The following is a 26,181-nucleotide window of genomic DNA, read 5'->3' as shown; positions in this document are numbered from 1 at the left end:
CAAAGGACCTGCCTGATGACCGTCGATCGCCGTACCGCCATGACCATCAGTGCTGCGGGCCTCGCCTCGCTGGCGGTGCCCGGTCTTGCCGCGCCCGCCGGTTCGCGGTTCTTGGTGAAGGGCAACGACTTCCTGCTGGACGGCATGCCGCTGCAGATCCTTGCGGGCGAGATGCACTATCCGCGCATTCCCCGCGCGCTGTGGCGGGACCGGCTGCGCAAGATGCGCGCGCTGGGGCTTAATACACTGAGCGCCTACATGTTCTGGAACATCCACGAACAGACGCCGGGCGTGTTCGATTTTGCGGACAATCTCGATGTCGCGGCGTGGGTGCGCATGGCGCAGGAGGAAGGGCTGCATGTGCTGCTGCGGCCCGGACCCTATGTCTGCGCGGAATGGGATGGTGGCGGGCTGCCGGCGTGGCTGCTGCCCGATGCCGGGGCGCCAGTGCGCTCCGCCGATCCGCGCTTCATGAAGCCCACCGCGCGCTGGCTGAAGCGGCTGGGCGAGGAACTGGCGCCGCTCCAGATCGACCGGGGCGGGCCGATCATCATGACGCAGATCGAGAACGAGTACGGCGCGTTCGGCAGCGACCAGCGCTATCTGCGGGCGCTGGTGGACGCCACGCGGGCCGCCGGGTTTGGCGGCCAGCTTTATACCGTGGATGGCGCTTCGGTGATGGAGAAGGGATCGATCCCGGGCATTCCATCAGGGATCAACTTCGGCACGTTCACGGCGGGCGAGGCCGAGAAGGCGTTCAAGGAGCGGGCGGACAAGGGCTTTGGCGGACCGGCGTTTTGCTCGGAGTTCTGGGCGGGCTGGTTCAATCACTGGCACGAGACTCAGGCGACGACGAGCACAGAGAACGTGATCGCCAACCTCAAGTGGATGCTGGACCGCAAGATGTCGGTGAGCTTCTACATGTTCCACGGCGGCACTTCGTTCGGGACCTGGGCGGGCGCCAATCTCGATGTGGAGAAGAATGTCTACGAGCCTGATATCTCGAGCTACGATTACGATGCGCTGCTGGATGAGGCGGGTCGGCCGACGGCGAAGTATGCGGCGGTGCGGGGGTTGCTGGCGGACTACCTGCCCGCAGACAGCTTCCGCGATCTGCCCGCGCCGGAGAAGGCGCTGACCGTGGCGCCGTTTGCGCTGGGCGAGGTGGCACCGCTGACGCCGCTGCTGGGCGCGGCGCAAGTGGCCGATGATCCGCAGACGCTGGAAGGCTGCGGGCGCGCGGCGGGCATGCTGCTTTATCGGCACCGGCTGGCGCAGGCCGCGAAGGGCCAGCTGAGCCTGACCGAAGTGCGCGATCTGGCGCTGGTGACGGTGGACGGCAAGCCCGCCGCGACGCTCGACCGCCGCCGGGGGGACAAGGGCTTCACCATCGACGCGCCCGCGGGGGCGGTGATCGAAGTGCTGGTCGATGCGATGGGCCATGCCAACTACGGCATGGGGCTCGGCAAGGATCAGAAGGGGCTGATCGGCCCGGTTGCCGTGGACGGCGCAGCCCTGAAGGGCTGGGAACACCGCCCGGTGCTGCTGGAGGACGTGGCCAAACTGACCTTCACCGCGCGGCGCGGCGGGGAGACGGGGCCGGCGTTCTATCGCGGCTCGTTTACCACAAGCGAGGCGGGCTTCACCTTCCTCGACCTGCGCGGCTGGGGCAAAGGCTATGTGTGGGTGAACGGCCGCAATTTGGGGCGGTATTGGTCCGCCGGGCCGCAGCGGGGGGTGTTCGTCCCCGCGCCGTGGCTGAAAGTGGGCGCGAACGAGGTGGTGGTGCTGGACCTGTTCGGGCCGACCGAGACGGTGCTTTCCGGGCGGGGGGAGATGATTTGGGATCGGGTGGCGGTGTTAGGGGAGGAATGAGTGCAAATAGACCATTAATTTACCAAGATTCCAACCCGAATAAGATTCATACCCATTGTTGTAAGAAAATAAAAATTTTAATTTACCTTGATCTTATTTGCAACTTTTTTTGCCAGAAGCGCCCTCCAATGCACTTTTGACCACCATTCTAGCGATCGAAACTCCGGGATAGGATAGAGAAGTATCGCTGCAACTAGCGCCTTCTGCGAATATGAACAATCCGAAAGCCTACCGCCAAAGAGCGTCTCGGCGGCTTGCTCCGCGCCAATATTTCCCTCACCAAAATATGCAATGCTCAGATATGAATTTAAAATAACTTCTTTCTGATACCTCTTATCCATTAGCATGGATCTGAATATCTCTCTTACCTTTCTTGCGTATGTCATCTCCCTATCATTTGTTATTGTTCTTACCATCTGCATGTGTATTGTTGATGCGCCACCGCGTTTTTGCCCTGCTACGCGCCAAAGCACGGCTCTGAGCAACGAAACACAATCAACCCCTGAATGTCGATAGAATCTCCTGTCTTCTAGCGAGAGGACGAGCTTCTTCAAATCAGCGTCTAGCTCCGCAAATTCGGCAATTTTTATATACCATCCGAATCCCAACTTTAAAACTCTCAAGCCTTTCCAAACAACATTGTCACAAGCACAGCCGTTAATATCGAGAAAAACATAATTCCGAGGAAAGACTCAAAGGATCCAATAAAAAACACCGTCTTATCAGCTTCGAAAGAATTTATATTAAGAAAGTACCCAATTGAATATCTAATCCCAATTATGAATCTATCATTTAATGCGATTTTACAATCTTGAACAAGCGTAAATATTACTGTGAATAAAACCAAAATTACGCCGCCAACAAAAGGCATTCTTTTTAAAGAATATCCATTTCCTGTTATATATAAGAAAAATCTTGCAAGCAACGACCGCGATCTCTTGTACCGCCAATCTCGGGCTGCACAAGCTTGAGCCGCCATACTTCGAAGCCCAGGGTGCAGAGCGTAAGGGAGGTTATTGGGCTCGACCAAAAATCTTGTGCTATCGTCGAACTTGTGGGTTTTTAACTCTAACCCATCCTCCTTCATATCAACGGATCGAAAATTTGCTCCCTCAACATTTGCACCGTTTGCTGTGCAATTTCTAAAAATAGAATAAGAAAAATTACAATCTGAAATATTTGAGTTATCAAGAATTACTCTTACTAAATAGCAATAGGATAAATCGTATCCGGAAATTCTCCGACTACTCAAATTGACATCTGCAATTATTATTCTCTTAGGCCACTTACTCGATTTAAATTTCTGCCATTTGCTAGCCCCATCCGGCCCAGACAAAATACACTCTTCTAGCTTTTTCGTGCATTCCTCTTGCCACTGATTCTTCATAGCCTGTGAGACACCTTGAAAAACTGAGAGAAATAGACGGGCCCTGATCCATATGGTTCTGGGGCGGGATGTGAGTAACGCTATACTAAATCCCTAAATTCCTGGGATGCAAGGGCAATGGCCCTTGCCTGCCGGAGGCTTCTTCTTCCCGCTACTCCGCCGCCGCCAGCGCAGCCTCTTTCGCCACAACCCGCCGCAGCATGTTGGCGTACGTCGCCGGGTCCTGCGCGCCGGGGATCATGTATTTGCCGTTGATGATCATCGCGGGGACGCCGCTGATGTTCCAGTCCCAGGCTTGCTGTTCGCCGGCTTCGACGATGGCGTCGATTTCGGGGTCGGTGAGGGCGGCGGCGGCTTCGGTGCGGGAGAGGCCGACGGAGGCGGCGATGTCGGTCAGGACGGCGGGGTCGTTCATGCGGCGGCGCTGCTGGAAGTGGGCGTCGAACAGGGCGCGCTTGAGTTTCACCTGCATTTCGGCGCCGTGTTCGCGCAGGGTGTGGACAAGCACGCGGTGGGCGAGGCGCGTGTTCCACATCATCGCGGGGGGCGGATCGCCTGCTCCCGTGTAGGCGAAGGAATAGCCGGCGGCTTCGGCGGCTTGTGACATGCGGCCGCGTGCGTCCGCCGCCTGATCGGGGGTGCGGCCGTATTTGCGCTGGATGTGGGCGGCGCTTTCCTCGCCCTGTTCGGGCATGTCGGGATTGAGCTCGAAGGGGTGGAAGCGGATGGTGGCTTCCACTTCGCCTGCCATGCCCTTCAGCGCGGTTTCGAGCTGGTTGTGGCCGATCACGCACCATGGGCACATGACATCGGACCAGATATCGACGGTGACGCTTGCCGGTTTGCTCATTGCTCGATCCACCATTTGAGGAGGTGATGGGCCACCGCGAAAGGCGGCGGGGCGATGAAGGCGCCGTCTTCGGCGCCGGTCTTGAGGGCTTCCATCGCATAGACCACCTCGTCGCGCGTGAACCAGCGCGCGTCGTCGAGCTCGGTCTTGTCGATGGTGATGGCGGGATCATCGGCATGGGCGTGGCAGCCGATCATCAGCGAGGACGGGAACGGCCATGGCTGGCAGGCGACATATTGCACATCGCGGACGCGCACGCCGGCTTCCTCGAACACTTCGCGGGCGACGGCTTCCTCGATCGATTCACCGGGCTCGACGAAGCCGGCGAGCGCCGAATAGCGCCGGGGCGGGAAGCGGGGCTGGCGGCCGAGGAGGAGCTGGCCTTCCCATTCGACCGACATGATGGTGACGGGATCGACGCGGGGGAAATGCTCCGCCTTGCACTCCATGTTGACGCACTTGCGCTGCCAGCCGCCCTTGCCGAGCTTGGTGGCATAGCCGCAGCGCGCGCAGAAACGGTGGCGGGCGTGCCAATCGACCAGCGCGCGGGCGCCGCCGTAGGTCGCGAGATCGCCGGCCGGGAGCGAGGCCATCGCGCCCCAGAGGCGCGGGTTGGCGGGGCCGGGATTGCCCTTGTTGGCGGGCGCAACCGGCGCGAAGCAGGCGCGCCCCGCGTCGTCGAGGCCGAGGAAGACGAGTTCGTCCTGCTCTCCCGCATCGGCCAGCGTGCCCCAGACGAGCGTGCCATCGTCGCCGATCACCGGATCGAGCCCGTCGAGCCGGAGCAGGCGCGCGCGCCAGTTCATCAGCTCGGCGAGCTTGTCGGCATCGGCGCGGATGTGGTCGGCGCGGTCGAGCACGGCGCCGGTGAAGGAAATCGGGGGATTGGGACGATAGAGCATGCCTGTCACGCCGCCTTCTTCATGACCGAGATATCGGTGAGCACCGACTTGGGGAATTCCTCAGGAATCGGCAGCGCGGACGAGGGCATGAACTGCACGAACAGGCCCGCGCGCAGGCCGACGCGGGTGTTGACGAAGCCCACGGTGCCGGCCGCGCCCGACCAGCCGTAGGTTCCCGCGTCCGCGCCGAGGCCGACCCGGCCGCCTGCGCCAAAGCCAGCGCCTGCGACCCACGTCCCCGAAAGATCGACGCTTGCGGGCAAAAGGTTGCTGGTGCCGAGGCGCACTGCCGCCTCGCTCATGACGCGCGCGCTGCCGATCTGGCCGCCACCCGCCAGCATCATCAGGAAGCGGTCATAATCGCGCGGGCTGCTGACAAGGCCTGCGCCGCCGAACGGAAAGGCGGGCGGATCGAGATAGACCGAAGTCGCGCCCGGATCGATCGGATCGGCCTTGCCGTCGTGGACGAAGTAGTTGCTGGTGAGGCGCGGGGCCATGGCGGCGCTGACCCGGAAGCCGGTGCTCGCCATGCCGCAGGGGCCAAAGATGCGCTCGGCAAGGAATGCGTCGAAATCCTGCCCCGAAACCACCTCGATGATCCGCCCGACCAGATCGAGCCCGACCGAATAGCTCCACCGCGTCCCCGGTTCGTAGACCAGCGGCATATCGGCCAGCTTGTCGGCGAACTGGGCCAGGCTGGGCACCGTCTTCACCCCGCTGAACGGCGGAATGGCGAGCCGCGAGGCCTGTCCCGGCACAAGCCCGGCGGCTTCATAGGCCTCCTTGAGCGGCCCCTTCTGGATGATCGAATAGCCAAGGCCTGCGGTGTGCGTCAGCAAGTGGCGCAGCGTGATCGCCGTCTGCGCCGGCTTCAGATCGGTGATCGAGCCGTCCGGCGTCACCTGCACCTGCATCTTGGCGAACCGGGGCAGGAAATCGCTGATCGGCTGGTCGAGATCGATCTTGCCTTCGTCCACCAGGATCATCGCTGCCATGCCGGTGACCGGCTTGGTCATCGAATAGATGCGGTAAAGGCTATCGAGATCGACCGGCACGGCCGAATCGAACGCCAGCGTGCCGCGTGCGATCTGCATCGGCGCGCCGTTGCCCCAGCCCAGTGCCGCGACCGCGCCGGGCAGGCGGCCCGAAGCCACGTAATCGTATACGAGGTTGGTGACCGCCGGATACATCTCTTCCGGCGAAGGCTGGGCGAGGAGCCGCGACGGCACGAGCGCCGATCCGGCGAGGCCCGCACCGAGCCAGCCCGCAGACCGCAGCAGGGAGCGGCGGGAAAGCAGAAGCGTCTGATCTTGCATGAACTACCTGTTTGCGAGCGCCAGGCGGGCGGCCTTGGCAAAAACCGTGGGCAGCCCTGCGGCTTCGACAGCGTCGACCGGCCAGAACTCTCCCGGCGGCAGACTAGCGCAATCGGCGCAGCCGCAAAGCATCAATTGCAGTTCGAGATCGAAATGCGTGAAACCATGGCGGATCATGCCCGCAGTGCGCCAGTCCCCGGCGATCGGCGGCGTGCCATGGCCGTCGGTGCGGGCCGACCAGCCGTCGTCCGGCAAGGCCCGCATCCCTCCCAACATGCCCTTCCCTTCGCGCTGGACCAAGAGCACGGCGCCGTCCCGCTCGATCCAGAAGGCCGTGCCCGTCCGCGTCGGCTTGGCTTTCTTCGCCGCCTTGACCGGATAGGCCTCCGCCGTGCCAGCCGCGCGCGCGGCGCAAGGCCCGGAAAGCGGACAGAGCAGGCAGCGGGGCGCGCGCACCGTGCAGATCGAGGAGCCGAGGTCCATCATCGCCTGCGCAAAATCGCCCGCGCGGGTGTCCGGCGTGATCGTATCTGTCGCGGCGCGGATCGCGGTGCGCCCGCCGGGTAGCGGCTCGGCAATCGCGAAGAGACGCGAAACCACCCGCTCGACATTGGCATCGACCACCACGGCGCGCTCCCCGAAGGCAATCGCTGCCACGGCGGCGGCGGTATAAGCACCGAGCCCGGGAAGCGCCCTTAGCCCCTCCTCCGTGCGGGGAAAGCCGCCCCGCCGCGCCACTTCGCGCGCGCAGGCCAGCAGATTGCGCGCGCGGGCATAGTAGCCCAGCCCTGCCCACGCAGCCATGACATCGGCATCTTCAGCCGCCGCCAGCGCCTCCACGGTGGGCCAGAGTTCGAGGAACTTCGCGTAGTAGGCCCGCACCGCCGCGACGGTCGTCTGCTGGAGCATGACTTCCGAAAGCCACACCCGGTAGGGATCCGGTACAGGCTCGTTCGGCAGCACCCGCCACGGCAGGCGCCGCGCATTCACATCGTACCATGCGAGCAGGGACGCCGCGACAGCGTCCCCATCACCGATCCCGACGCTCTCGCCACTGGTTTGCATGGCGCGGCTATGGCATGGCGGCGGCGACAATGGAACGCGATCAACCCACTCCTCCCAAAAGCGCCAAGAAGGCGGCGACATCACCGGCAGCGCCGCGCACTTACGAGCGCCCACGCGGCGGCGAGGCGCGCGCGATCGCAGACCTCATGCCCACGATCGGGCGCACTGCCTTCCGCCGCTTCGGCTTTGTGCAGAGCTCGGTCGTCTCGCGCTGGGGGGAGATCGTCGGCCCCGCGCACGCCCGCCACTGCGCGCCCGAATCGATCCGCTTTCCGCCCGGCGAGAAGGCCGACGGCATCCTCCAGCTGGTGGTGACGCCCGCACACGCTCCGCTCGTCCAGCACGTGATCCCCGAGATCATCGACCGGGTGAACCAGTTCTTCGGCTATCGCGCCGTCGCGCGGATCAAGCTGCGGCAAGGTGCCGTTCAGCCGCCCGCCTCCACTGACGGACAGCGTCCGCTCCGCGCCGCGCCGCCGTCGCTCAAGCCGATTCCTGTGGAACTCGGCGACAGCCTGCGCGATATCGGCGACCCGGAACTGCGCACGGTGCTGGAATCGCTGGCGCGCAGCCTGGGCGAGGGGAATGGAACGGATTAGGCGGGAAGCAAGACTGACGATGCGCAAGATGATCAAGACACGGTTGTTCCGGACTCTGGGCCTCCTCCTTGCCGCGCTCTGCGGCGCGGCGCTGCTGACTGCCGCGAGCAAACCTGCGCCGCCTGCGGCCAAGGTCAACTGGAACACCGTCGTCGCCCGCACCCCGCTCGACAGCCATCTGCTCGGCAATCCCGCCGCAGCGGTGAAGCTGGTCGAATACATCAGCTACACCTGCCCGCACTGCGCCCATTTCGAGCAGGAATCCGATGCCCAGCTGCGCATCGGCTTCATCTCCAGCGGCAAGGGCTCGATCGAGGTGCGCAGCTTCGTGCGCGATCCGGTGGACCTCACCGTCGCGCTGCTCACCCACTGCGGCCCCCCTGCCAAGTTCTTTGCGAACCACAGCACCTTCCTGCGTCACCAGATGACATGGATGGCCCCGCTGGCGAGGCTGACCGATGGGCAGAAAGCGCGCTGGTCGAACAACGATTTCGCCGCGCGCACCCGCGCCATTGCCAGCGACCTCGGGTTCTACTCACTGATGGAGGCCCGCGGCTATGGCCGCCCCGAAATCGATCGCTGCCTTGCCGACAAGGCGCTGGCCGAACGCCTCGCCCAGCGCACCAAGGAAGCCGGCGAGAAGGACTTCGTGAACGGCACGCCCAGCTTCCTGCTCGATGGCGTGCCGCTGAGCGGGACCTATTCGTGGGCCGCGCTCAAGCCGCAGATCGAGGCGCGCCTGCGCTGATACCGCGATAATCCCCGGGCCGCTGCCCCGCGGCCCTTCAATCGAGCCGGTCAATCGGCTAGCACAATGCCGTTTGTTGTCTTTCACGAGCGAAGCGAACCCCCATCCCATGCAGACCAAGCTGTTCACTCCCGGCCGCCTTCTCCTCGCGCTGATCGCGCTGCCGCTCGCGCTCGGCCTCGCTGCCTGCGGGAAGAAGGATGATGCAACCGGTGCCGCTCCGGTGGGGGCGCCGCTCAATGCCGTGCCGCCGCCAGCGGGCAAGGCCTGGACCGAGGTGGTCGCGGTGACGCCCGAAGGCGGCTATGTGATGGGCAATCCCAATGCACCGATCAAGGTGATCGAATTTGCCTCGCTCACCTGCCCGCACTGCGCCGAGTTTGAGGAAAAGGGCTTCCCGCACCTGCGCGACGAGTATGTCGCCAGGGGAACGGTCAGCCTCGAGTTCCGCAACTTTGTGCGCGATCCCTATGATACCTCGATGGCGATGCTGACTCGCTGCGGCACGCCGGACAGCTTCTTCGCGCTGACCGAGCAGGTCTACAGCAACCAGAAGGCGATCTTCGACCAGCTCCAGCCGATTGGCGCGCAGCTGCAGGCGGCCAATTTGCCGGCGAACCAGATCTTCAAGGCCATCGGCGAGCGCGGTGGGCTGATCGATTTCTTTGCCGCGCGCGGCATTGCCAAGGATCAGGCCACGCAGTGCCTGGCCAAGGCGGACTCTGCGACCAAGCTGGCGAACGACACGCAGAAGGCCACCGACACGTTCAACGTGACCGGCACGCCGACCTTCATCGTCAACGGCCGCAATGTGGAAGTGGCGACCTGGGATGCGCTCGAACCGATCCTCAAGCAGGCCGGCGCGCGTTGATCGGCAAGGACTGATCGGGGCCATGCGGTACGGGGGCGGATCGCATGGCTGAGAGTGGAAGCGCGACCAGCCGCGTTCCCATGCAGTTCACGCGCCTGAAACTCTCGGGCTTCAAAAGCTTTGTCGAACCCGCCGAACTGCGCATCGAACCCGGCCTGACCGGTGTCGTCGGCCCCAACGGCTGCGGCAAATCCAATCTGCTCGAAGCGATTCGCTGGGTCATGGGCGAAGGCTCGGCCCGCAGCATGCGCGGCGGCGGCATGGAAGACGTGATCTTCGCCGGCACCGCCAGCCGCCCCGCGCGCGATTTTGCCGAAGTCATGCTCAATGCGGAGACGGATCCTGCCGGTCCCTTCGGGGGCGAGCTTGAGGTCGTGCGCCGGATCGAGCGCGGCGCGGGCAGCGCCTACCGCGTCAACGGGCGCGACGTGCGCGCCAAGGATGTCGCGCTCGTCTTCGCCGACGCCGCGACCGGCGCGCACAGCCCGGCGCTCGTCAGCCAGGGGCGGATCGCCGCCGTCATCGCCGCGCGCCCGGCCGAACGCCGCGCGATGCTGGAGGAAGCGGCGGGGATCGCCGGTCTTCACGTGCGCCGCAAGGACGCCGAAACGAAGCTGCGCGCGACCGAGACCAACCTCGCCCGGCTCGACGATCTGATCGTCACGCTGGAAGCGCAAGTTGGAGCACTGCGGCGACAGGCGCGCGCGGCAGAGCGCTACAAGCAGCTTTCCGAACGCATCCGGGTCGCCGAAGCGCGGCTGATCTTTGCGCGCTGGCGTGATGCCGCCGCCGCCGCCGAAGCCGCCCGCGCCGCTGCGGCCCGCGCCGAGGAAGCGGTCACCGCCGCGCAAGGCACCGCCCGCACCGCGCAGGAAACCCAGCACGCCGCCGCCGCCGCCCAAAGCGCCGCGCGCGATGCCCTGTTCGACCGCCGACAGGACGCCGCAGCCCAAGGCCAGCGCATCGCCGCGCTCACTGCGCAGGCCGAAGCCGCCGCCCAGCGCCTCGCCGATATAGACCGCCAGATCCGCCGCATCGAGGGCGAGCGCGGCGAGGCCGACCGCCTGACCCGCGACGCTGCGGAAGCGTTGACGCGCCTCGAAGCCGATCTCACCGCTGCCGAAGCCACGCTCGCCGCGCAGAGCGCCGAGGGCCCCGCGCTCAAGTCCGCTGAAGCTGCGGCAGAGCAGGCCGCGCGCGCCGCCGAACTGGCACTCGCCGCCATGGTCGCCGAGCAGGCCGGGATCGAGGCCGAATGGCGCGTTGCAGAGGCTGCGCTCGCGGCAGCGCGCCAGCGCCTGACCCGGCTCGACGGCGAAGACGCGAGGCTTGCGGCCACCCTTCGCGCGCTGGAAGCTGAGCCCGATCCGGCCGAGGCCATGGCCGCCGCCGAAGCGCGCCGCGCTGAAGCTGCTGCTGCCCTTGCCGAAGTCGGCGCGGCCCGCGAAGGCTTGACCAGCGAACGCGAGCGTTTGAATGCGGCCCGCGAAAGCCTCGCCGCCGCGCGCGAAGCCGCATCATCCGCGCTTGCCGCAGCACGCGCCGATCTTGTCGGGCTCGAACGCGAATCCGCCGCGCTCGCCCGCGACAAGGCCGCGCGCGAGGCTGCTGCAGCGCGCACCGGCAAGGGCCCCAGCGCGCTTGGCGCCGCGCGTGCCGCCCCGGGCTATGAGCGCGCGCTGGCCGCCGTGCTGGGCCGCGATGCCGCTGCTCCGCTGGGCGCGGCACCTGCTGGCGATGGCCGCTTCTGGACCGGCGCCGATGCTCCCGCCCCGCGCGCCGATGCGCTGCTCCATCACGTGACGAAGTGCCCGCCCGAACTCGCTGCCCGCCTCGCGCTCGTGCGCGTCGCCGATGCGGATGGCGGTGAAGCGCTTGCCCCCGGCGAATGGCTGGTGACCCGCGAAGGCCACTTGCGCCGCTGGGACGGCTTCATCGCACGCGGCGAGGGCGGCGCAGAGGCGGCCATCCTCGCTGCCGAGAACCGCCTTGCCGAACTGGAATCCGCGCTTCCCCAACACCGCACAGCCGCCGAAGCCGCTGAAGCCGCCAGCAGCGCCGCGCAAGCCGAACTGGCGCGGGCGCAGGCCGAACTCGCCCGGGTGCAGACCGAGCTCGCCGCCAGCGAACGCGCTCTTGCCGCCGCCGCCGATGCCGAGCGCAGCGCATTGCGGGCGCTCGATCAGGCCGAGGCGGCGCGCGCCCGCATCGCCGCCCGCCGCGCGGAAATCGACCGCGCTGCTGCCGAACTTGCCACCCAGCGCCAGTCTGCCGAAGCCGAACTGGCGGACGCCGAAGCCCGCCGTACAGCCCTGCCCAATCCCGCCACTGGCCGCGCCGCGGTGGAGGCCGAGCGCCAGCGCAATGGCAATGCCCGCGCCGCCTACCAATCGGCGATGGCAGCCGTCGCAGCGCACGGGCAGGCGCTCGCGGTCGGCAAGGAGCGGCTCACCGCCCTGCGCAGCGATATCCGCGGCTGGCAGGCCCGCGCCGGGGACGCGGCCCGGAGGCTCGCCGCCATGGCCGGGCAGGCGGAAGACCTTGCCGAGGAGCGCGCCATCGTCGCCGCCAAGCCGCCCGCCCTCGCGCGCGAGCTGGAGGAAGCCGAGGGATTGCGCGTGCGCTATGCCGCTGCGCTGGCCGAGGCCGAGACCACGCTCGCGCGCAGCGAGACGGAAGCGCGCGCCGCCGAAACGGCGCTCGCCGCCGCCAATGAAGCGCTCGCCACCGCGCGCGAAGCGCGCGCCGCGCTCGCTGCCAAGGCCGAGAATGAGGACCTGCGCCGGCAGGAGATGGCCGGGATCGCGGGTGAACGCTTCCAGTGCCCGCCCCCGCTGCTGCCCGAACGCATCGGGTTTCCCGGCAGCGATGTTTCCGCCGCGCCCGAGGAATCAGCCACCCATGATCGCCTGCTCGCAGACCGCGAGCGGCTCGGGCCGGTCAACCTCGTCGCCGCGACCGAACTGACCGAAGCCGAAGCCCAGCACCTCGCCGTCGTGACCGAACAGGCCGAACTGACCGAGGCGGTCAACCGCCTGCGCGGCTCGATCGGCGCGCTCAACCGCGAGGGACGCGAACGCCTGCGTGCTGCCTTCGAGGCTGTGGACGCGCATTTCCGCCGCCTCTTCGCGCGCCTGTTCGGGGGCGGCGAGGCGCATCTCGCGCTTGTCGACAGTGACGATCCGCTCGAAGCCGGGCTCGAGATCTTCGCCCAGCCGCCGGGCAAGCGCCTGCAATCGCTCACCCTGCTGTCAGGCGGCGAACAGGCGCTCACCGCCGTCGCGCTGATCTTCGGCCTGTTTCTCACCAATCCCGCGCCGATCTGCGTGCTTGACGAAGTCGACGCCCCGCTCGACGATGCCAATATCGAGCGCTTCTGCGACCTGCTCGATGCCATGGCCGCCGAGACCACCACGCGCTACCTCATCGTGACGCACAATGCCGTCACGATGAGCCGCATGCACCGCCTGTTCGGCGTGACGATGGTGGAACGCGGCATTTCGCGGCTGGTGAGTGTCGATCTGGGCGGGGCGGAGAGTTTGCTGGCGAGTGCCCAGTAGCATCGAGCCGGAGTTGCCATTGGCCTCTTCATGGACGACATCGAATATGTGGACATGATCGAACCAAGCGCCCGAAGCGAAATCGAAGCCCGCCTTTCCAGCTTGATCCGGGAAGAAGGCATTCGCTGTCTGATGGCTGTGGAATCCGGCTCCCGCGCATGGGGGTTTCCATCGCCTGACAGCGATTATGATGTCCGCTTCATCTATTTGCGGCCCCCGCAGGACTATGTAACGCTTCGGCCGGTACGCGATGTGGTGGAGCGGCCAATAGTCGACGACTACGATGTCAACGGCTGGGATATTCGCAAGACACTCGGGCTTCTCTTGAAGCACAATGCAGTAGTTGCGGAATGGCTTGATTCTCCGATCCGCTATATTGCAGACGATCCTTACGTTGCTGAACTGGCCGCGCTGGCCGACAAGCATTTCAACCCAGCTGGCTACGCGAGGCATTATGCGAGCCTTGGCAACAACAACGTCGCGCGATGGCCTGCATCCACCGAGACGCTTCAGGTCAAGCGCTACTTCTATGCGCTGCGTCCAGCTTTGAGTATCCGGTCATTGCGCATGTTTCCTGAGCGCCGTCCGCCAATGCGCCTTCAAGATTTGATGGCCCTGACGGATTTGCCGCCCGCGATTGCGGACGAAATAAGCGACTTGGTCGCACTCAAGGCGCAGAGCCGTGAGCGGGCACCGGCACGGAGATCCAAACGGATCGAAGCGCTCATTCTGGCTGAACTGAGCAAATCAGAGGACATTCCAGAAAAGCCAGATTCCCCGAGCTTTCTCGTCGAGGCTGACAACTTGTTCCGCCGGATTGTAGCTGCGGTTCCCCCTGCCCCTTAATCCAGCACGAACCGTGGCCCCGGGCCGGCTGCCCCGGCGCGGTCTTCCTTGTTGTAGAGCTGGCAGCGATCGAGGCTGAGGCATCCGCAGCCGATGCATTCATCGAGTTTGTTGCGGGTGCGGGTGAGCAACTGAATGCGCGCATCGATCTCGCTGCGCAGCGAGCGGCTGATGCGCTGCCAATCGAGCACGGTCGGCGTGCGGCCGTGCGGCAGTGAGGCCATCTCGCGCTCGATCTCCGCGAGGCCGAGGCCGAGCCGCTGCGCAATCAGGATGAAGCTCAGGCGGCGGATGTCCGAGCGCAGGAAGCGGCGCTGATTTCCGCCGGTGCGGATGGAGGCGATGAGGCCGCGATCCTCGTAGTAGCGGATGGCGGAAACGGCGAGCCCCGTGCGCTGCGCGAGAACCCCGATGGGCACCAGATCGTTGCGGCCCTTGGCCGGTTTGGCAAGCATCGCAAATCCCCGGAAAAATATCTTGACCTCAAGTCAGCTTGAGGTTGCATAAAGCTTGGCGCGAAGAAGGTCCACAACGGAGTTTTGCCATGACCACCCCCGTCGCCCGCCTCGAACACGTCAATATCCGCGTCAGCGATCCCGATCGTACCGCCGCTTTCCTCACCCGCCTGTGCGGCTGGCACGAGCGTTGGCGCGGGCCTTCAGCACTGGGCGGATGGACGATCCACCTCGGAGCGGAGACCGATTATATCGCTCTCTATCAAGGGGATGAGCCACTTTCCGGCTCGTTTTCCAAGGGCCAGCCACTCAACCACATCGGCCTTCTGGTTGATGATCCGGATGCAGCCGAACAAGTCGTGATCGCCGAGGGACTCGAACCGTTCAACCATGGCGACTACGAACCGGGCCGCCGGTTCTATGTCTTCGATTGGGACGGGATCGAGTGGGAGATCGTCAGCTACAGCTGACCGGCGGCCCCCACGACGAAGCAGGCCGCGGCCATCAGCGCGCCCGCGAATCGGTTCGAACGGAACCGCGCGAGCGCGCTGTCTCCATGGGCGGTATCCAGCGTCAGCGCCTGCCACGCGAAATGGAGCGCCACCGGCAGCAGCGCCAGCAGCGCCACCGGATCGGGCCGCACCAGCCATACCGCGCCTGCCCAGCAGGCCGCTGCCATGGCATAGAGCCCGATCACCCCGGCGCGGACATACTGCCCGAAAGAGAGCGCCGATGAGCCGATCCCGACCATCGCATCGTCCTCGCGGTCCTGCAGCGCGTAGATCGTGTCATAGGCCATGCACCAGGCCCAGCACCCGGCATAGAGCGCCGCCAGCGGGGCGAACCGCTCGAAGCCCGTCACCTCGATCCACCCCACCGGCGCGCCCCAGGTGAAGACGAGGCCGAGCCACGCCTGCGGCCAGCCGGTGATTCGCTTCATGAAGGGATAGGCGGCGACCAGCCCCAGACTGCCCAGCGCCACAAGCTGCGCCTCCCAGCGCAGTTGCAGCAGGACGACAAGCCCCACGCCGCACAGCGCAAAGAGCCAGATCCACGCCGTCTTCTTCGAAATCGCCCCGCTCGCAATCGGCCGCGCCGCCGTGCGCGCTACGCGCGCATCGAGATCGGCATCGACGATATCGTTGTAGACGCAGCCCGCCCCGCGCATCGCGATGGAACCGAGGAGGAGCCAGAAGATCATGGCCCAGCGGCCCGTACCGCCCGCGAGGAACAGCCCCCAGGCGCAAGGCCAGAACAACAGCCACCAGCCGATCGGCCGATCGAACCGCGCGAGCAGCGCCAGATCGCGCAAGGTGGGCGGGAGCACGGTGAGCACGCCGCGATACTGGGTGTCAGGGACGATTTCCGGTGCGGCGGTCATGTCCGCTGCATAGCCCCCGCGCCCGCAATCGGCTAGAGCCCGAGACATGGTTGCAACCCCCGCATGGCCCCCGAAGTCCGCGCCCCGCCTGTTTGTCCCCGACCCGCTGGCCGAGGGCACATCCGTTCCCATCGAAGGCGGGCAGGCACACTACCTTGCCAAGGTGATGCGGGTGGCCGCGGGCGACGCGGTCGTGCTGTGTGACGATCAGACCGGCGAGTGGCTTGCCCACGTGAGCGGCGTGGGCAAGCGTGATGTGACGCTCACCGTGGTGCGCCGACTGCGCGAGCGCGAGGCCGTGCCCGATTTCTGGCTTTGCGCGGCGCTGATCAAGAAGGATCGGTTCGATCTCGTGCTGGAGAAGGCGACTGAACTGGGCGTCGGCGCGATCCGTCCGGTGCTGACGCGGCGCTGCGTGGCGGACAAGCTCAATCCGGAGCGGGCGCGAACCATCGTTACCGAAGCAGCCGAGCAATGCGCGCGCACGGCGTTGCCCGCGCTGGCGGAGCCGGTGAAGCTGGAAGCGCTGCTGCGGGATTGGCCGGAGGGGCGGCGGTTGTTCTTTGCCGATGAGGAAGGCGGCGTGCCGGCTGCCGCCGCTTTCGCCGGGCATGACGGACCTGCCGCGCTCCTCGTCGGCCCCGAGGGCGGCTTCGACGATGCCGAGCGTGCTGCGATCAGAGCACACCCCGCCGCTGTGGCGATCACGCTTGGCCCGCGAATCCTGCGGGCTGAAACGGCGGCGATTGGCGCTTCGGCGCTCTGGATGGGAACGCGCGGAGATTGGCGGGCACCGGTGATGGAGGAATAGGATTCTCCATCCGAGGAAGTCGGGTGAGGCTGGGTGGGGGTGACCCGCGCTTGCCTGAGAGGCCGGGCCCCCTCCCCGCCGGGGGAGGGGGCAACCGGTCCCGCGCAGTTGGCATGTCTGTTTTCGGCTGGCGCGCGCCCTCGCGGCGCACTAACGAAACGCGGATGAGCACGAGACAAGTTTCGAATCGCAACGATCCCATCATCGAGAGCCGCGACCAGCTCGTCGAACCGATGGCCAAGGGCGAAAAGCCGCGTGATGCCTGGCGGATCGGCACCGAGCACGAGAAGTTCGTCTATCGCACGAAGGATCGCGCCGCGCCGTCCTACAGCGAGCCGGGTGGGATCCGCGATCTGCTGCTCGCGCTGCAGGACTATGGCTGGACGACCATCGAGGAGGACAGCGACACCGGCCCCAACGTAATCGCGATGGGCGGGCCGGACGGCGCAGTGAGCCTGGAGCCTGCGGGCCAGCTCGAACTTTCCGGCGCGCCGCTCGAAAACCTGCACCAGACTTGCGCCGAAACCGGCCGCCACCTCGCGCAGGTCAAGACCATCGGTGACAAGCTCGGCCTCGCCTACCTCGGCATGGGGCTGTGGCCCGACAAGACGCGCGAAGAGCTGCCGATCATGCCCAAGGGCCGGTATGACATCATGCTGCGGCACATGCCGCGCGTGGGCACCATGGGCCTCGACATGATGCTGCGCACTTGCACGATCCAGACCAACCTCGATTATTCGAGCGAGGCGGACATGGTGCAGAAGTTCCGCGTTTCGCTGGCGCTGCAGCCGCTGGCGACTGCGCTGTTCGCCAATTCGCCGTTCCTCGAAGGCAAGCCCAACGGGTTCCTCTCCTATCGCAGCCACATCTGGACCGATACCGATCCGGCGCGGACGGGCATGCTCTCGTTCGTGTTCGACGAGGGCTTCGGTTACGAGCGCTATGTTGATTACATGCTCGATGTGCCGATGTACTTCGTGTTCCGAAATGGGCGCTACATCGATGCGGCGGGCCAGTCGTTCCGTGATTTTCTGGACGGCAAGCTGCCCGCGCTGCCCGGCGAGAAGCCGACGCGTTCGGACTGGATCGACCACCTTTCCACTGCGTTTCCCGAAGTGCGCCTCAAGAGCTTCCTCGAAATGCGCGGCGCCGATGGCGGGCCATGGAGCCGCATCTGCGCGCTTCCGGCGCTGTGGGTCGGCCTGCTCTATGACCAGACCGCGCTCGATGCGGCGTGGGATCTCGTCAAGGACTGGGACATGGACGGGCGCGAAAAGCTGCGCGCCAGCGTGCCCAAGCTGGGTCTTGATGCGCCCCTTCCCGGTGGCGGCAAGCTGCGCGATATCGCGGCGGAAGTGCTCGCCATCGCGCGCGGCGGGCTGGCTGCGCGCGGCAAGCTCAACGACGCGGGCGACAACGAGACCGGCTATCTCCACCCGCTCGACGAGATTGTCAGCACCGGCAAGACCCCGGCGGAGCGTCTGCTGGAGCTCTACCACGGGGCCTGGGGCGGCAAGGTCGATCCGATCTACGAGGCGAAGAGCTTTTAAGGCCAGAACATCAGCGGGAGAGAGACAATGATCATCGTGATGGGCAAGCTGCGCATTGATGCGGACGCCATCGAAGCTGCCCTGCCAGCCGCGCGCAAAGTCGTCGCCGCGACGCAAGCGGAAGAGGGCTGCCTGCAGTACGATTATTCGCGTGACATCACCGATCCCGAGATCTTCCACATCACCGAGCGCTGGACGAGCCGCGAAGCGCTGGGCGCCCATCTCAAGACCCCGCATGTCGCCGAATGGATCGGGATCCTCTCGGGCCTGACGATGAAGGAGCGGCATATCAAGCTCTACGACACCGACGAAGGCGAGGACCTGTAACGCGATGATCGTCGTGATGGGCACGTTCCGGGTGGCGCAAGAGCATATCGGGGCGCTGCTGCCGCTGGCCCGCAAGGTGGCCGCGGCGACGCGCGCCGAGCAGGGCTGCATTCAGTACGGCTATGCGCAGGATATCGATGATCCGGCGCTGTTCCATGTGGCCGAGCGCTGGACGGACCGCGATGCGTTGATGGCGCATGCCAAGTCGGCGCACATGGCCGAATGGGTTGCGGCACGCGCCGGGCTGGGCTTCCATGACCGCGTGATCCGGCTTTACGAGACGGATGAGGGCGTGGCGATCTAGGCAGTAGCCCCTCCCCTTAGGGGGAGAGAGCATCATACTCACTCCGCCGGATGCACCGCCCCGATTGCCGGCGGCTCCACCCGAGGGCGCCCGCGCATCAGCAGCCGCCCGATGCGGTTCAGCCTGCCCGTGACCAGCCCATGTTCAGCCATCCAGGCATGGTAATCGCGGTACTTGGCGTCTTCGGCGAGCAGGTGCGCTTCCTCGGTCTTCGCGCGCCAGAAATAGACCGCGCTGACAAGGCCGAGAATCACCGTGTTGCGGATCGCATCGACCATCGAATGCGTGGTGGTGAGGAACGGCAGCGTTGAAATCCACCAGAACGCGTTCTTCGACAGGTAGGCCGGGTGCCGGGTGAAGGCATAGGGCCCGTTCGTCAGCACGCCGCGGTAGGTGAGGTTGGAAAAGCGCAGGCCGAAGGCGACCGTGGCCCAGGCGTAGATGCCCGTCAGCACCACCATGGCCACCACCCAGATCCATTCCAGCGCGGGCATGCCCTGCAGCCAGAAGGTCCATTCCGCGCCGTTGGTGCGATAATCGAGCACGCCGCCCCCGCCCATCAGGATGAACGGCGGATAGCAGATCAGCGCCGCGACCCAGCCGCCGAGGAACGGATTGGCGCTGCGGATCTGCGCATCGAGCGGCTTCATCGTGAGGAGATAGCCGACCATGGCGATCTGCACGTCGACCAGGAACATCGTCTCGATCAGCGCATTGCCCAGCGCAAGCGGATCGCCGAGCACCGCAGCGTAGTTCATCTGCACGACGTTGCCGAAGCCGCCGGGGATGATCGAAAACATGAAGGCGCAGAAGAAGCCCTTCACCGCCCAGGCGCGCAGATGATGGGCGACCTCCGCCTTTTCGTACGTCTCGCGCCCGATCAGCATCGCGCCGAAATGCCATGAGGCATCGCGCGGATTGACCAGCACGCGGTCGAGCCAGAGCACATAGGGGATCGTGCCGATGAACAGCAGCGGGGCGAGGCCCGAGATCACGTCCATCGCGAACAGATACTGGCCGCGCCAGTACCAGCGGCACAGGCAATAGACGAAGCCCAGCAGCGACCATGTCGCCCACAGGCCCGCCACCTTGGTGATCGAGATATCGACCACATCGCGCAAGGGGCGCGGATTGGCCCAGTCGATACCGGTGGATGCGCGCAGGTGGACTTTGTCCACCATGAGCGACCAGGCGACCATCGGCAGGCCGGAGAAAAGCATCGCCGCCAGAGCCGCACTGGGCCCGGCGAGCGGTTCATGCGGCCCCGGCAGGGCCAGCGCCTCGGCAATGCCCGCCCAGTTGCGGCACAGCACGACCCACAGCGCAAGGCCGACCAGACCGGACAGGCCGACTCCCGCCGAGACATCGCTGGCAGGCCTGGATGCAGGAGCGTTCATGGCCCCGCTGTTAACGAGGACCTATGAGAAAATCGTTTATGCGCCGGCAAGAATTGAGAATGCCGCCGATCAACGGAACGCGGTGATGTGCCCGCTGTCATCAAGGACGTAGAGCACTCCGCCCGCGACAACCGGTGCCAGCGTGACCGGCGCGCCGAGCTTGGCGTAGCGCTTGACCGCCCCATCGGTGACCGACGCGGCAAGCAATTCGCCTTCCGAGTTGGCCATCCACAGCCGGTCGCCCGCAAGCACAGGGCCGGTGAAGAAGATCGGGCCCTTCTTTTTCTTGACGCTGCGATAGGCCTTCAGCTGCGCGATCCAGCGCACCTTGCCGGTCGCCTTGGCGATGCACAGGAGCTTGTCTTCGTCGGTCAGCGTGAAGATCCAGTCGCCCGCCACCGCCGGCGTTGAAATGCCGGCGAGGTTGAGTTCCCACACGCGCTGGCCGGTCACGAGTTCGTAGGCGGCCATGCGCCCGCCCTGGCCGAGCGCATAGACGCGGCCGCTCTCGATGATCGGATCGGCGTCGATGTCGGTCAGCGTCGAAACCGAAGTCGCGATGCTGGTGCGCGCAAGGGCGTCTGACCACAGCTGGCGCCCGTTTTCGTAGCGGTAGGCGACGAGTTCGCCCGAGCTGTAGCCCGCGACGATCGTGCCCTGCCCGGCCGCTGCCGCTGCCACGCCGAACACGCCCGTCTGCGCGACCGAGCCGGACTCGCTCCACAGCTGCGTGCCGTCCGCCACGTTGAGCGCGACGATCTGGTTGTCCTGCGTCATCACATAGACGCCGCCGAACGCGATCGTCGGGCTGCCGCGCAGCGGACCTGCGGGCTTCACGCGCCACAGCACCTTGCCGCTCGCCGCCTCGATCGCCGCCACTTCGCCAAGCCCGGTGGTGATGAAGACCTTGCCATCGTTGTAGGCCGCGCCGCCGCCGAACACCGAGGCGTTTGATGATGGCAGGCGGAATTCCGTCTTCCACTCCTCGTGCCCGCTGGCCGCATCGAAGGCGCGGACCATGCCTTCGGTGTCCATCACATAGAGCTTGCCGCCGCCAATCACCGGCGCTGCCGCGAGGCGCTGCTTGGGGCTCGATCCGGCGATGCGGGTAACCCACAGCTTGCGCGGCTGCTGTGCCAGCGCGAGGTGGCCGTAGGACTTGGACGCCGTGCCGCCCGCCTGCGCCCAATCGGGATTGGGTTCGGCCACCGGCAGCACCACATCGAGCACCGACATGCCCTCATCGACCTTGGTGCCGGCCTCGATCTTCGAAAGGATCGGGATGCGCACACCCACGGTCGGCGTCGACTTGGTCTTGCCCTTGGTGATCCCGCAGCCGCTGAGCGCCAGCGCAAGCACCACCGCCGCGGAAACGGCATAGCGTCGGATCGCCAAAGGTCGGCTGCGACGTGCTGCGGTCATGTCCTCAAATCCCATCACGAAAATCCATTATTGTCCCTGACCGCCATTCGCGGCGGCGGCCGGATTGTCCACGGCGTCCACGCCGAGCTGCCCGGCAAGCTGCCGGGTGCGCCGGCGCAGCGTATCGGGCACGGCCTTGTCCTTGGCGATCGAGGCCAGCAGCGCGCCCGCCGCCTCGGTCTTGTTCTGCTTGAGGTAGGCGAGTGCGACAAGTTCACCGGCGCTGCCGAACCAGGGCTTGCCCGGCACCGCAAGCGGTTTCAGCCGGTCGATCACGGTCTGCGGCGGCAGCTTGTCGAAATTGGTCGCCACCTCGCGCACCGTGGCGAGATCGCGGTAAGGGCCAGGCAGCGAGCCATCGGCAGAAACCGCAGCAAACATCTTTGCAGCGTCATCGGCCTTGCCGGCCTGCTCGGCAATCCCGGCGTCGGTGATCTGCACCGCCGCGCGGTAACCCGGAGTGCCGGTCTTGGCGAGCGGATCCATGCCCTGCTTCGCGGTCTGGTTGCGGCTGGCCTCCAGCGCGTCGAGCGCGGTCACGAAAGCTTCGCTCTGCTTGTCACGCACGCTTGCTGCATGCTCGGTGTACCACAACCAGCCGCCGAGCCCGATGAGGCCGCCGACGACCAGCGCCATGATCGGCCGACCGCGCGTGCGCAGCAAAGTGAACAGCTGATCTTCGCGCAGTGCATCATCGACCTCACGCAGGAAGGTTTCCTGTGCGGCAGCGTCCTTGCTGTTCGCGGGGGAGGGGGCAGATGGAGTGTTCGGAGTGAGAGCCAAGACTGCGCTTTCAGGTCGTTGGGTTAACGAATGCGGCTGTTTAGCAGGGGGGCCTGCCAATTCAACCGCTTTGACATGGGCCGCTCTGACATGGGGATACTGTCCGGCAGCTTTACGGAAATGATGGCAGCCCCAAAGCGGCGGCATAAATGGCCGCGTGCTGGCGTGCCATCACGCCCTCGTCGAACTGCTCGCGCGCGCGCAGCTGATTGGCGGCGCCCACCCGGCGGCGCAGCGTCTCGTCCTGAGCCAGCTGCGCCAGTGCCGCCGCCAGCGCGGCCTCGTCGCCCGGCGCGGTGATGAAGGGTGCGTTTTGCGCCGAAACGATATCCGCCACATCGCCCACCGCCGGGCTTGCCACGGCGAGGCCAGCCGCCATCGCCTCGACCACCGAAAGCGGGAACTGCTCGCTGTCGGAAGAGAGCGCGAAAAGATCGAACAGTGCGGTCGCTTCGGCCGGTTTCGCCACGAAGCCCGGCAGATGAACACGGTGCCCGATCTCGAGCCGCAGCGCTTCGGCCATGATCGCCTCGCGCTCGGGCCCCTCGCCCACGATCACCAGCTGCCATTCCTCCGGCAGCGCACGGAAGGCGCGCACCAGCCGGGGCAGCGCCTTGACCGGGCGCAGGCCGGCAAGCGTCCCCAGCCATTTCTCCCCCGGTCGCTTGACCACGCGGGGCAGGGCATCGGGGCGCACGCGCTTTGCCTTGGCGGGGTCGTAGTCCTTGACCGGTATGCCGTTGCCGATGCGGTGCACCCGCGCGGCGGGCTGGTGCCACACGTCGAGCGCCACGCGCTCCAGCTGGCGCGAAGGCACGATCAGCGCGCTTGCACGGGCCAGCGCCACGCGGCGATACCAGTTGCGCGTGGCTTTCAGCTTCTGCGCCTCGTCGGCGTTGAACCCGTCTTCATGGTGGATCAGCGGGGCGAGGCCCAGCGTCGGCGCAAACATCGCATGCGCCATCGCCGCATCCATCGCGCCCCAGTTGTAGGTAAGGATCAGGTCGAAGCCCTGCATCGCGCGCGCCAGCGTCTGCAACCGGCGCACCCCGAAGCGGCCTTGCAGCGGCGGAAAACCGAACGGGAAATGCACCGGAAGCCCCGCATCGATCTGCGCCCGCGCACCCAGCGCCCCCGGCTGGGCGGAGACGATGCTGTGATCGACCGCCTTGCCGAACCAGTTGATCAGGCTGGTGCTGCGCCGCTCCTTGCCCCCCGCGTCGAAGGTCGAATGCAGGTGGAGAAAGTGGAGCCGCTTGCCGGGCGCCGGTTTGCTCATGCCCTTTCGATCACTCTGCCGATCACCCTGCGCGCGCCAGCAGCCGCGCGATCGCGGCGATGGATTCGTCCTCGTCCAGTGTCGGCGCGTGGCCCACGCCCGCGATGGTGACGAGCTCGGCCGCAGGCGCCCTTGCAGCCATCCGCGCGGCAACATCGGCGGATAGAATATCCGAATGCGCGCCCCGCAGCACCAGCAGCGGGCGCGTCGCCAGCGCATCGTAGAGCGCCCACATCGTCTCGGGCGCGGGGGCTGGCCCTTGCTCCGCTTCGAACGCCTCGGAGATGTTCATGTCGTAATCGAATACGATGCGACCACCGGTGCCGATCACCATGCAGCGCTTGGCAAGGCGCAGCCAGTCGGGCAGTTCCCACGCGGGATAGATGTCGCGATTGGCTTCCTGCAGCGCCCGCGCGGCATGGACCCAGGTCTCGTAGCTGCGCCCCTGCCCGACATATTCGCGGATGCGTGCAAGGCCGGCGGGTTCGATCTCCGGGCCAACGTCGTTGATCACCGCCGCCGCGATGCGCCCCGGATTGGCGGCGCAGAGCAGCATCGTCATCAGCCCGCCCAGCGATGTGCCGATGGCAACGAAGCGCTCGATCCCTTCCGCCGCCAGCAGCGCCTCGACATCGGCGACATAGTGCACCGGAGTGTAAGTCATCGGATCGCGCGCATAATCGCTGTCGCCGCGCCCGCGCATGTCCGGGCAGATCACGCGCCATTCCCCGGCCAGGCGCTCGGCCAGCGCCTCGAAATCGCGGGCGTTGCGGGTCAGGCCCGGCAGGCACAGCACAGGGGGGCGATCCGTGCTGCCCGGATAATCGCGGAAATGCAGCCTGAGGCCGTCGCTGCTTGACCAGCTGCGATCTTCCCAGCGCTTTTCGCCGGCTTTCAGCGCCTCTGCCATTGTCTCTACTGCCTGAGCCCCGCGCATAAACAAAAGGGGCGCGCTTGCACGCTGCCCGCTTCACCCCCACTATCGCGCGATGCAGCCAAGCCCGCAAGACGCGATCTACCGCCCCGCTCCCCGCATTCTGGATCTCGCCGCATGGATCGGCGATCCCGTCGCCCCGGCAGACTTTCCCGAAACCAGGCTGCGCTTCCGCAACCAGCGCGCGGCGGCCGAAGTTGGCCTTGCCGGGCTGACCGACGCGGAATGGATCAGCCACATGGGCCGCTTCACCCCGCTGGAGGGCAACCTCCCCCACCCGCTCGCGCTGCGGTATCACGGCCACCAGTTCCAGGTGTACAATCCCGATCTCGGCGACGGGCGCGGCTTCCTCTATGCGCAGATGCTCGATGGGCAGGGCCGCCTGATGGACCTCGGCACCAAGGGTTCCGGCCAGACGCCGTGGAGCCGACAGGGCGACGGCCGCCTCACCCTGAAGGGCGCGATGCGCGAAATCCTCGCGACCGAGATGCTCGGCGCGCTTGGCGTCAACACCAGCCGCACGTTCTCGGTGATCGAAACCGGCGAAGCGCTGTGGCGCGGCGATGAGCCCTCCCCCACGCGCTCGGCCGTGATGGTGCGGCTTAGCCACGGCCACATCCGCATGGGCACGTTCCAGCGGCTGGCCGCGCTGGGCGAGGCGGACAACATGGCCGCGCTCGTCGGCTATTGCCTCGGCAATTTCCCCGGACCGAGCGGGCCGGAAGGCGCGAGCCCCGCCGCGCGCCTGCTGCATCAGGTTGTCGAACGCATGGCCGATATGGCCGCGAGCTACATCGTCGCCGGCTTTGTTCACGGCGTGCTCAACACCGACAACATGAACGTGACGGGTGAGAGCTTCGACTACGGCCCGTGGCGCTGGCTGCCCCGCTGGGACCCCGCCTTCACCGCCGCCTATTTCGACAGCAGCGGGCTCTATGCCTTCGGGCGGCAGGTGCAGGCGATCCACTGGAACTGCGGGCAGCTCGCGGTCGCGCTGCGCACGCTGGAGGAAGCCCCGCCGCTGATTGCCGCGCTCAATACCTTCGAGGATCACTACCGCGCCGCCATGGCCCGCCGCTGGTGCTGGCGGCTCGGCCTGGTGCCGCGCGGGATCGAGGAGGATACCGCGCTGATTGGCCTGTGCGAACAGGCGATGAGCGAAAGCGGCGAAGGGCCGGATGCTTTCTTCTTCCGCCATCGGGGCGGGCGGGGAGAGGCCGGTGGCGCGCTCGGCGAAGCCCTCGCCGCTTACGAACCCGGCGCCGACACCCATCCCTATTGGGACGATCCCGCCCCGCAATCCATGCTGATCGACGAGGTCGAGGCAATCTGGGCACCGATTGCCGAAAGCGACGACTGGTCCCTGCTCGAGGCCAAGATCGCCGCCTTGCGCCGCATGGGCGAGGCGCATGGCGCGGCGCCAGCTCCCGCCGGGCACAAGGGGCAACCCTGATTTCCCGCGGCGGGGGTTTCTTGTTTGGTTACGACTCCCATGCCATAGGCCGCACACGCAAGCGGC

Annotated in this window: 25 protein-coding genes; 12 read left to right on the top strand and 13 right to left on the bottom strand. The window is 66.1% G+C overall.

Features of this window, described 5'->3' with window-relative positions:
- Nucleotides 1-15 precede the first annotated feature (15 nt).
- Nucleotides 16-1,875: a glycoside hydrolase family 35 protein gene (locus tag ACO06X_RS16125; RefSeq protein ID WP_421837224.1), complete on the top strand. Its 1,860-nt coding sequence runs from the start codon at nt 16-18 to the stop codon at nt 1,873-1,875.
- Nucleotides 1,876-1,952: 77 nt separating this feature from the next.
- Here ACO06X_RS16125 and ACO06X_RS16120 read toward each other — a convergent pair whose 3' ends face one another.
- The 6 genes from ACO06X_RS16120 to ACO06X_RS16095 all read right to left on the bottom strand — a co-directional run bounded on the left by ACO06X_RS16120 (nt 1,953) and on the right by ACO06X_RS16095 (nt 7,395).
- A complete protein-coding gene (locus tag ACO06X_RS16120) occupies nt 1,953-2,498 on the bottom strand; it encodes a biosynthetic peptidoglycan transglycosylase (RefSeq protein WP_421837223.1) in 546 nt (181 codons plus the stop codon).
- The gene (locus ACO06X_RS16115) at nt 2,495-3,262 is read right to left on the bottom strand and encodes a pentapeptide repeat-containing protein (RefSeq protein ID WP_421837222.1); all 768 of its coding nucleotides are present in this window, start codon (nt 3,260-3,262) and stop codon (nt 2,495-2,497) included. Before ACO06X_RS16115 ends, ACO06X_RS16120 begins: the two co-directional genes overlap by 4 nt.
- 151 nt (nt 3,263-3,413) lie before the next feature.
- Entirely contained in the window at nt 3,414-4,112 is a 699-nt protein-coding gene (locus ACO06X_RS16110; protein ID WP_421837221.1) for a DsbA family oxidoreductase, read from the bottom strand.
- On the bottom strand, nt 4,109-5,014 hold the full coding sequence (gene nudC, locus ACO06X_RS16105) for an NAD(+) diphosphatase (RefSeq protein WP_421837220.1): 906 nt from the start codon (nt 5,012-5,014) through the stop codon (nt 4,109-4,111). Before nudC ends, ACO06X_RS16110 begins: the two co-directional genes overlap by 4 nt.
- A gap of 5 nt (nt 5,015-5,019) precedes the next feature.
- On the bottom strand, nt 5,020-6,330 hold the full coding sequence (locus tag ACO06X_RS16100) for a serine hydrolase domain-containing protein (RefSeq protein ID WP_421837219.1): 1,311 nt from the start codon (nt 6,328-6,330) through the stop codon (nt 5,020-5,022).
- A gap of 3 nt (nt 6,331-6,333) precedes the next feature.
- The gene (locus ACO06X_RS16095) at nt 6,334-7,395 is read right to left on the bottom strand and encodes an A/G-specific adenine glycosylase (protein ID WP_421837218.1); all 1,062 of its coding nucleotides are present in this window, start codon (nt 7,393-7,395) and stop codon (nt 6,334-6,336) included.
- 29 nt (nt 7,396-7,424) lie between these two features.
- Between ACO06X_RS16095 and ACO06X_RS16090 the strand changes: the two genes are divergently transcribed.
- The 5 genes from ACO06X_RS16090 (at nt 7,425) to ACO06X_RS16070 (ending at nt 14,019) form a co-directional block, all read left to right on the top strand.
- Complete coding sequence (locus ACO06X_RS16090; RefSeq protein ID WP_421837217.1) at nt 7,425-7,994, top strand: DUF721 domain-containing protein; 570 nt, start codon at nt 7,425-7,427, stop codon at nt 7,992-7,994.
- Between the two features lie 19 nt (nt 7,995-8,013).
- Entirely contained in the window at nt 8,014-8,742 is a 729-nt protein-coding gene (locus ACO06X_RS16085) for a thioredoxin domain-containing protein (RefSeq protein WP_421837216.1), read from the top strand.
- 109 nt (nt 8,743-8,851) lie between these two features.
- Complete coding sequence (locus ACO06X_RS16080; protein ID WP_421837215.1) at nt 8,852-9,613, top strand: thioredoxin domain-containing protein; 762 nt, start codon at nt 8,852-8,854, stop codon at nt 9,611-9,613.
- Nucleotides 9,614-9,693: 80 nt separating this feature from the next.
- Nucleotides 9,694-13,173: a chromosome segregation SMC family protein gene (locus tag ACO06X_RS16075; RefSeq protein ID WP_421839932.1), complete on the top strand. Its 3,480-nt coding sequence runs from the start codon at nt 9,694-9,696 to the stop codon at nt 13,171-13,173.
- A 30-nt stretch (nt 13,174-13,203) separates the two neighbouring features.
- Nucleotides 13,204-14,019 (top strand): DNA polymerase beta superfamily protein, encoded by an 816-nt coding sequence (locus tag ACO06X_RS16070; RefSeq protein WP_421837214.1) that lies wholly within the window; start codon nt 13,204-13,206, stop codon nt 14,017-14,019.
- On the opposite strand, the gene soxR is transcribed toward ACO06X_RS16070, so the two are convergent.
- The gene (gene soxR, locus ACO06X_RS16065; protein WP_421837213.1) at nt 14,016-14,474 is read right to left on the bottom strand and encodes a redox-sensitive transcriptional activator SoxR; all 459 of its coding nucleotides are present in this window, start codon (nt 14,472-14,474) and stop codon (nt 14,016-14,018) included. The genes ACO06X_RS16070 and soxR overlap by 4 nt on opposite strands.
- Nucleotides 14,475-14,563: 89 nt before the next feature.
- Here soxR and ACO06X_RS16060 point away from each other — a divergent pair, with 89 nt between their 5' ends.
- Nucleotides 14,564-14,944, top strand: coding sequence for a VOC family protein (locus ACO06X_RS16060; protein WP_421837212.1), 381 nt, complete (start codon nt 14,564-14,566; stop codon nt 14,942-14,944).
- On the opposite strand, the gene ubiA is transcribed toward ACO06X_RS16060, so the two are convergent.
- A complete protein-coding gene (gene ubiA / locus ACO06X_RS16055) occupies nt 14,935-15,855 on the bottom strand; it encodes a 4-hydroxybenzoate octaprenyltransferase (protein ID WP_421837211.1) in 921 nt (306 codons plus the stop codon). The genes ACO06X_RS16060 and ubiA overlap by 10 nt on opposite strands.
- 46 nt (nt 15,856-15,901) lie before the next feature.
- Here ubiA and ACO06X_RS16050 point away from each other — a divergent pair, with 46 nt between their 5' ends.
- From ACO06X_RS16050 to ACO06X_RS16035, 4 genes are all read left to right on the top strand, one after another.
- Nucleotides 15,902-16,666: a 16S rRNA (uracil(1498)-N(3))-methyltransferase gene (locus ACO06X_RS16050; protein ID WP_421837210.1), complete on the top strand. Its 765-nt coding sequence runs from the start codon at nt 15,902-15,904 to the stop codon at nt 16,664-16,666.
- 164 nt (nt 16,667-16,830) lie between these two features.
- A complete protein-coding gene (locus ACO06X_RS16045; protein ID WP_421837209.1) occupies nt 16,831-18,216 on the top strand; it encodes a glutamate--cysteine ligase in 1,386 nt (461 codons plus the stop codon).
- Nucleotides 18,217-18,243: 27 nt separating this feature from the next.
- Nucleotides 18,244-18,543, top strand: coding sequence for a putative quinol monooxygenase (locus ACO06X_RS16040; protein WP_421837208.1), 300 nt, complete (start codon nt 18,244-18,246; stop codon nt 18,541-18,543).
- Nucleotides 18,544-18,547: 4 nt separating this feature from the next.
- The gene (locus ACO06X_RS16035) at nt 18,548-18,847 is read left to right on the top strand and encodes a putative quinol monooxygenase (RefSeq protein ID WP_421837207.1); all 300 of its coding nucleotides are present in this window, start codon (nt 18,548-18,550) and stop codon (nt 18,845-18,847) included.
- 38 nt (nt 18,848-18,885) lie between these two features.
- Here ACO06X_RS16035 and ACO06X_RS16030 read toward each other — a convergent pair whose 3' ends face one another.
- The 5 genes from ACO06X_RS16030 to ACO06X_RS16010 all read right to left on the bottom strand — a co-directional run bounded on the left by ACO06X_RS16030 (nt 18,886) and on the right by ACO06X_RS16010 (nt 24,638).
- Entirely contained in the window at nt 18,886-20,244 is a 1,359-nt protein-coding gene (locus tag ACO06X_RS16030; RefSeq protein ID WP_421837206.1) for a methyltransferase family protein, read from the bottom strand.
- A 69-nt stretch (nt 20,245-20,313) separates the two neighbouring features.
- Nucleotides 20,314-21,666 (bottom strand): PQQ-binding-like beta-propeller repeat protein, encoded by a 1,353-nt coding sequence (locus ACO06X_RS16025; protein ID WP_421837205.1) that lies wholly within the window; start codon nt 21,664-21,666, stop codon nt 20,314-20,316.
- 27 nt (nt 21,667-21,693) lie between these two features.
- Nucleotides 21,694-22,449 (bottom strand): tetratricopeptide repeat protein, encoded by a 756-nt coding sequence (locus ACO06X_RS16020; RefSeq protein ID WP_298164921.1) that lies wholly within the window; start codon nt 22,447-22,449, stop codon nt 21,694-21,696.
- 112 nt (nt 22,450-22,561) lie between these two features.
- On the bottom strand, nt 22,562-23,728 hold the full coding sequence (locus ACO06X_RS16015) for a glycosyltransferase family 4 protein (RefSeq protein WP_421837204.1): 1,167 nt from the start codon (nt 23,726-23,728) through the stop codon (nt 22,562-22,564).
- Between the two features lie 22 nt (nt 23,729-23,750).
- On the bottom strand, nt 23,751-24,638 hold the full coding sequence (locus ACO06X_RS16010; protein ID WP_421837203.1) for an alpha/beta fold hydrolase: 888 nt from the start codon (nt 24,636-24,638) through the stop codon (nt 23,751-23,753).
- A 79-nt stretch (nt 24,639-24,717) separates the two neighbouring features.
- On the opposite strand from ACO06X_RS16010, the gene ACO06X_RS16005 reads away from it, so the two are divergent.
- Nucleotides 24,718-26,115: a protein adenylyltransferase SelO family protein gene (locus tag ACO06X_RS16005; RefSeq protein ID WP_421837202.1), complete on the top strand. Its 1,398-nt coding sequence runs from the start codon at nt 24,718-24,720 to the stop codon at nt 26,113-26,115.
- The last annotated feature ends 66 nt before the right edge of the window (nt 26,116-26,181 follow it).

Source organism: Novosphingobium sp., from assembly GCF_965229225.1.
Taxonomy (GTDB): domain Bacteria; phylum Pseudomonadota; class Alphaproteobacteria; order Sphingomonadales; family Sphingomonadaceae; genus Novosphingobium.
This window is presented reverse-complemented; position numbering and strand designations above follow the sequence as displayed.

Coding starts and splice junctions, on each gene's coding strand:
- ACO06X_RS16125 (WP_421837224.1), top strand. CDS start 16: ATGACCGTCGATCGCCGTACCGCCATGACCATCAGTGCTGCGGGCCTC.
- ACO06X_RS16115 (WP_421837222.1), bottom strand. CDS start 3,262: ATGAAGAATCAGTGGCAAGAGGAATGCACGAAAAAGCTAGAAGAGTGT.
- ACO06X_RS16110 (WP_421837221.1), bottom strand. CDS start 4,112: ATGAGCAAACCGGCAAGCGTCACCGTCGATATCTGGTCCGATGTCATG.
- nudC (WP_421837220.1), bottom strand. CDS start 5,014: ATGCTCTATCGTCCCAATCCCCCGATTTCCTTCACCGGCGCCGTGCTC.
- ACO06X_RS16100 (WP_421837219.1), bottom strand. CDS start 6,330: ATGCAAGATCAGACGCTTCTGCTTTCCCGCCGCTCCCTGCTGCGGTCT.
- ACO06X_RS16095 (WP_421837218.1), bottom strand. CDS start 7,395: ATGCAAACCAGTGGCGAGAGCGTCGGGATCGGTGATGGGGACGCTGTC.
- ACO06X_RS16090 (WP_421837217.1), top strand. CDS start 7,425: ATGGAACGCGATCAACCCACTCCTCCCAAAAGCGCCAAGAAGGCGGCG.
- ACO06X_RS16085 (WP_421837216.1), top strand. CDS start 8,014: ATGCGCAAGATGATCAAGACACGGTTGTTCCGGACTCTGGGCCTCCTC.
- ACO06X_RS16080 (WP_421837215.1), top strand. CDS start 8,852: ATGCAGACCAAGCTGTTCACTCCCGGCCGCCTTCTCCTCGCGCTGATC.
- ACO06X_RS16075 (WP_421839932.1), top strand. CDS start 9,694: ATGCAGTTCACGCGCCTGAAACTCTCGGGCTTCAAAAGCTTTGTCGAA.
- ACO06X_RS16070 (WP_421837214.1), top strand. CDS start 13,204: ATGGACGACATCGAATATGTGGACATGATCGAACCAAGCGCCCGAAGC.
- soxR (WP_421837213.1), bottom strand. CDS start 14,474: ATGCTTGCCAAACCGGCCAAGGGCCGCAACGATCTGGTGCCCATCGGG.
- ACO06X_RS16060 (WP_421837212.1), top strand. CDS start 14,564: ATGACCACCCCCGTCGCCCGCCTCGAACACGTCAATATCCGCGTCAGC.
- ubiA (WP_421837211.1), bottom strand. CDS start 15,855: ATGACCGCCGCACCGGAAATCGTCCCTGACACCCAGTATCGCGGCGTG.
- ACO06X_RS16050 (WP_421837210.1), top strand. CDS start 15,902: ATGGTTGCAACCCCCGCATGGCCCCCGAAGTCCGCGCCCCGCCTGTTT.
- ACO06X_RS16045 (WP_421837209.1), top strand. CDS start 16,831: ATGAGCACGAGACAAGTTTCGAATCGCAACGATCCCATCATCGAGAGC.
- ACO06X_RS16040 (WP_421837208.1), top strand. CDS start 18,244: ATGATCATCGTGATGGGCAAGCTGCGCATTGATGCGGACGCCATCGAA.
- ACO06X_RS16035 (WP_421837207.1), top strand. CDS start 18,548: ATGATCGTCGTGATGGGCACGTTCCGGGTGGCGCAAGAGCATATCGGG.
- ACO06X_RS16030 (WP_421837206.1), bottom strand. CDS start 20,244: ATGAACGCTCCTGCATCCAGGCCTGCCAGCGATGTCTCGGCGGGAGTC.
- ACO06X_RS16025 (WP_421837205.1), bottom strand. CDS start 21,666: ATGACCGCAGCACGTCGCAGCCGACCTTTGGCGATCCGACGCTATGCC.
- ACO06X_RS16015 (WP_421837204.1), bottom strand. CDS start 23,728: ATGAGCAAACCGGCGCCCGGCAAGCGGCTCCACTTTCTCCACCTGCAT.
- ACO06X_RS16010 (WP_421837203.1), bottom strand. CDS start 24,638: ATGGCAGAGGCGCTGAAAGCCGGCGAAAAGCGCTGGGAAGATCGCAGC.
- ACO06X_RS16005 (WP_421837202.1), top strand. CDS start 24,718: ATGCAGCCAAGCCCGCAAGACGCGATCTACCGCCCCGCTCCCCGCATT.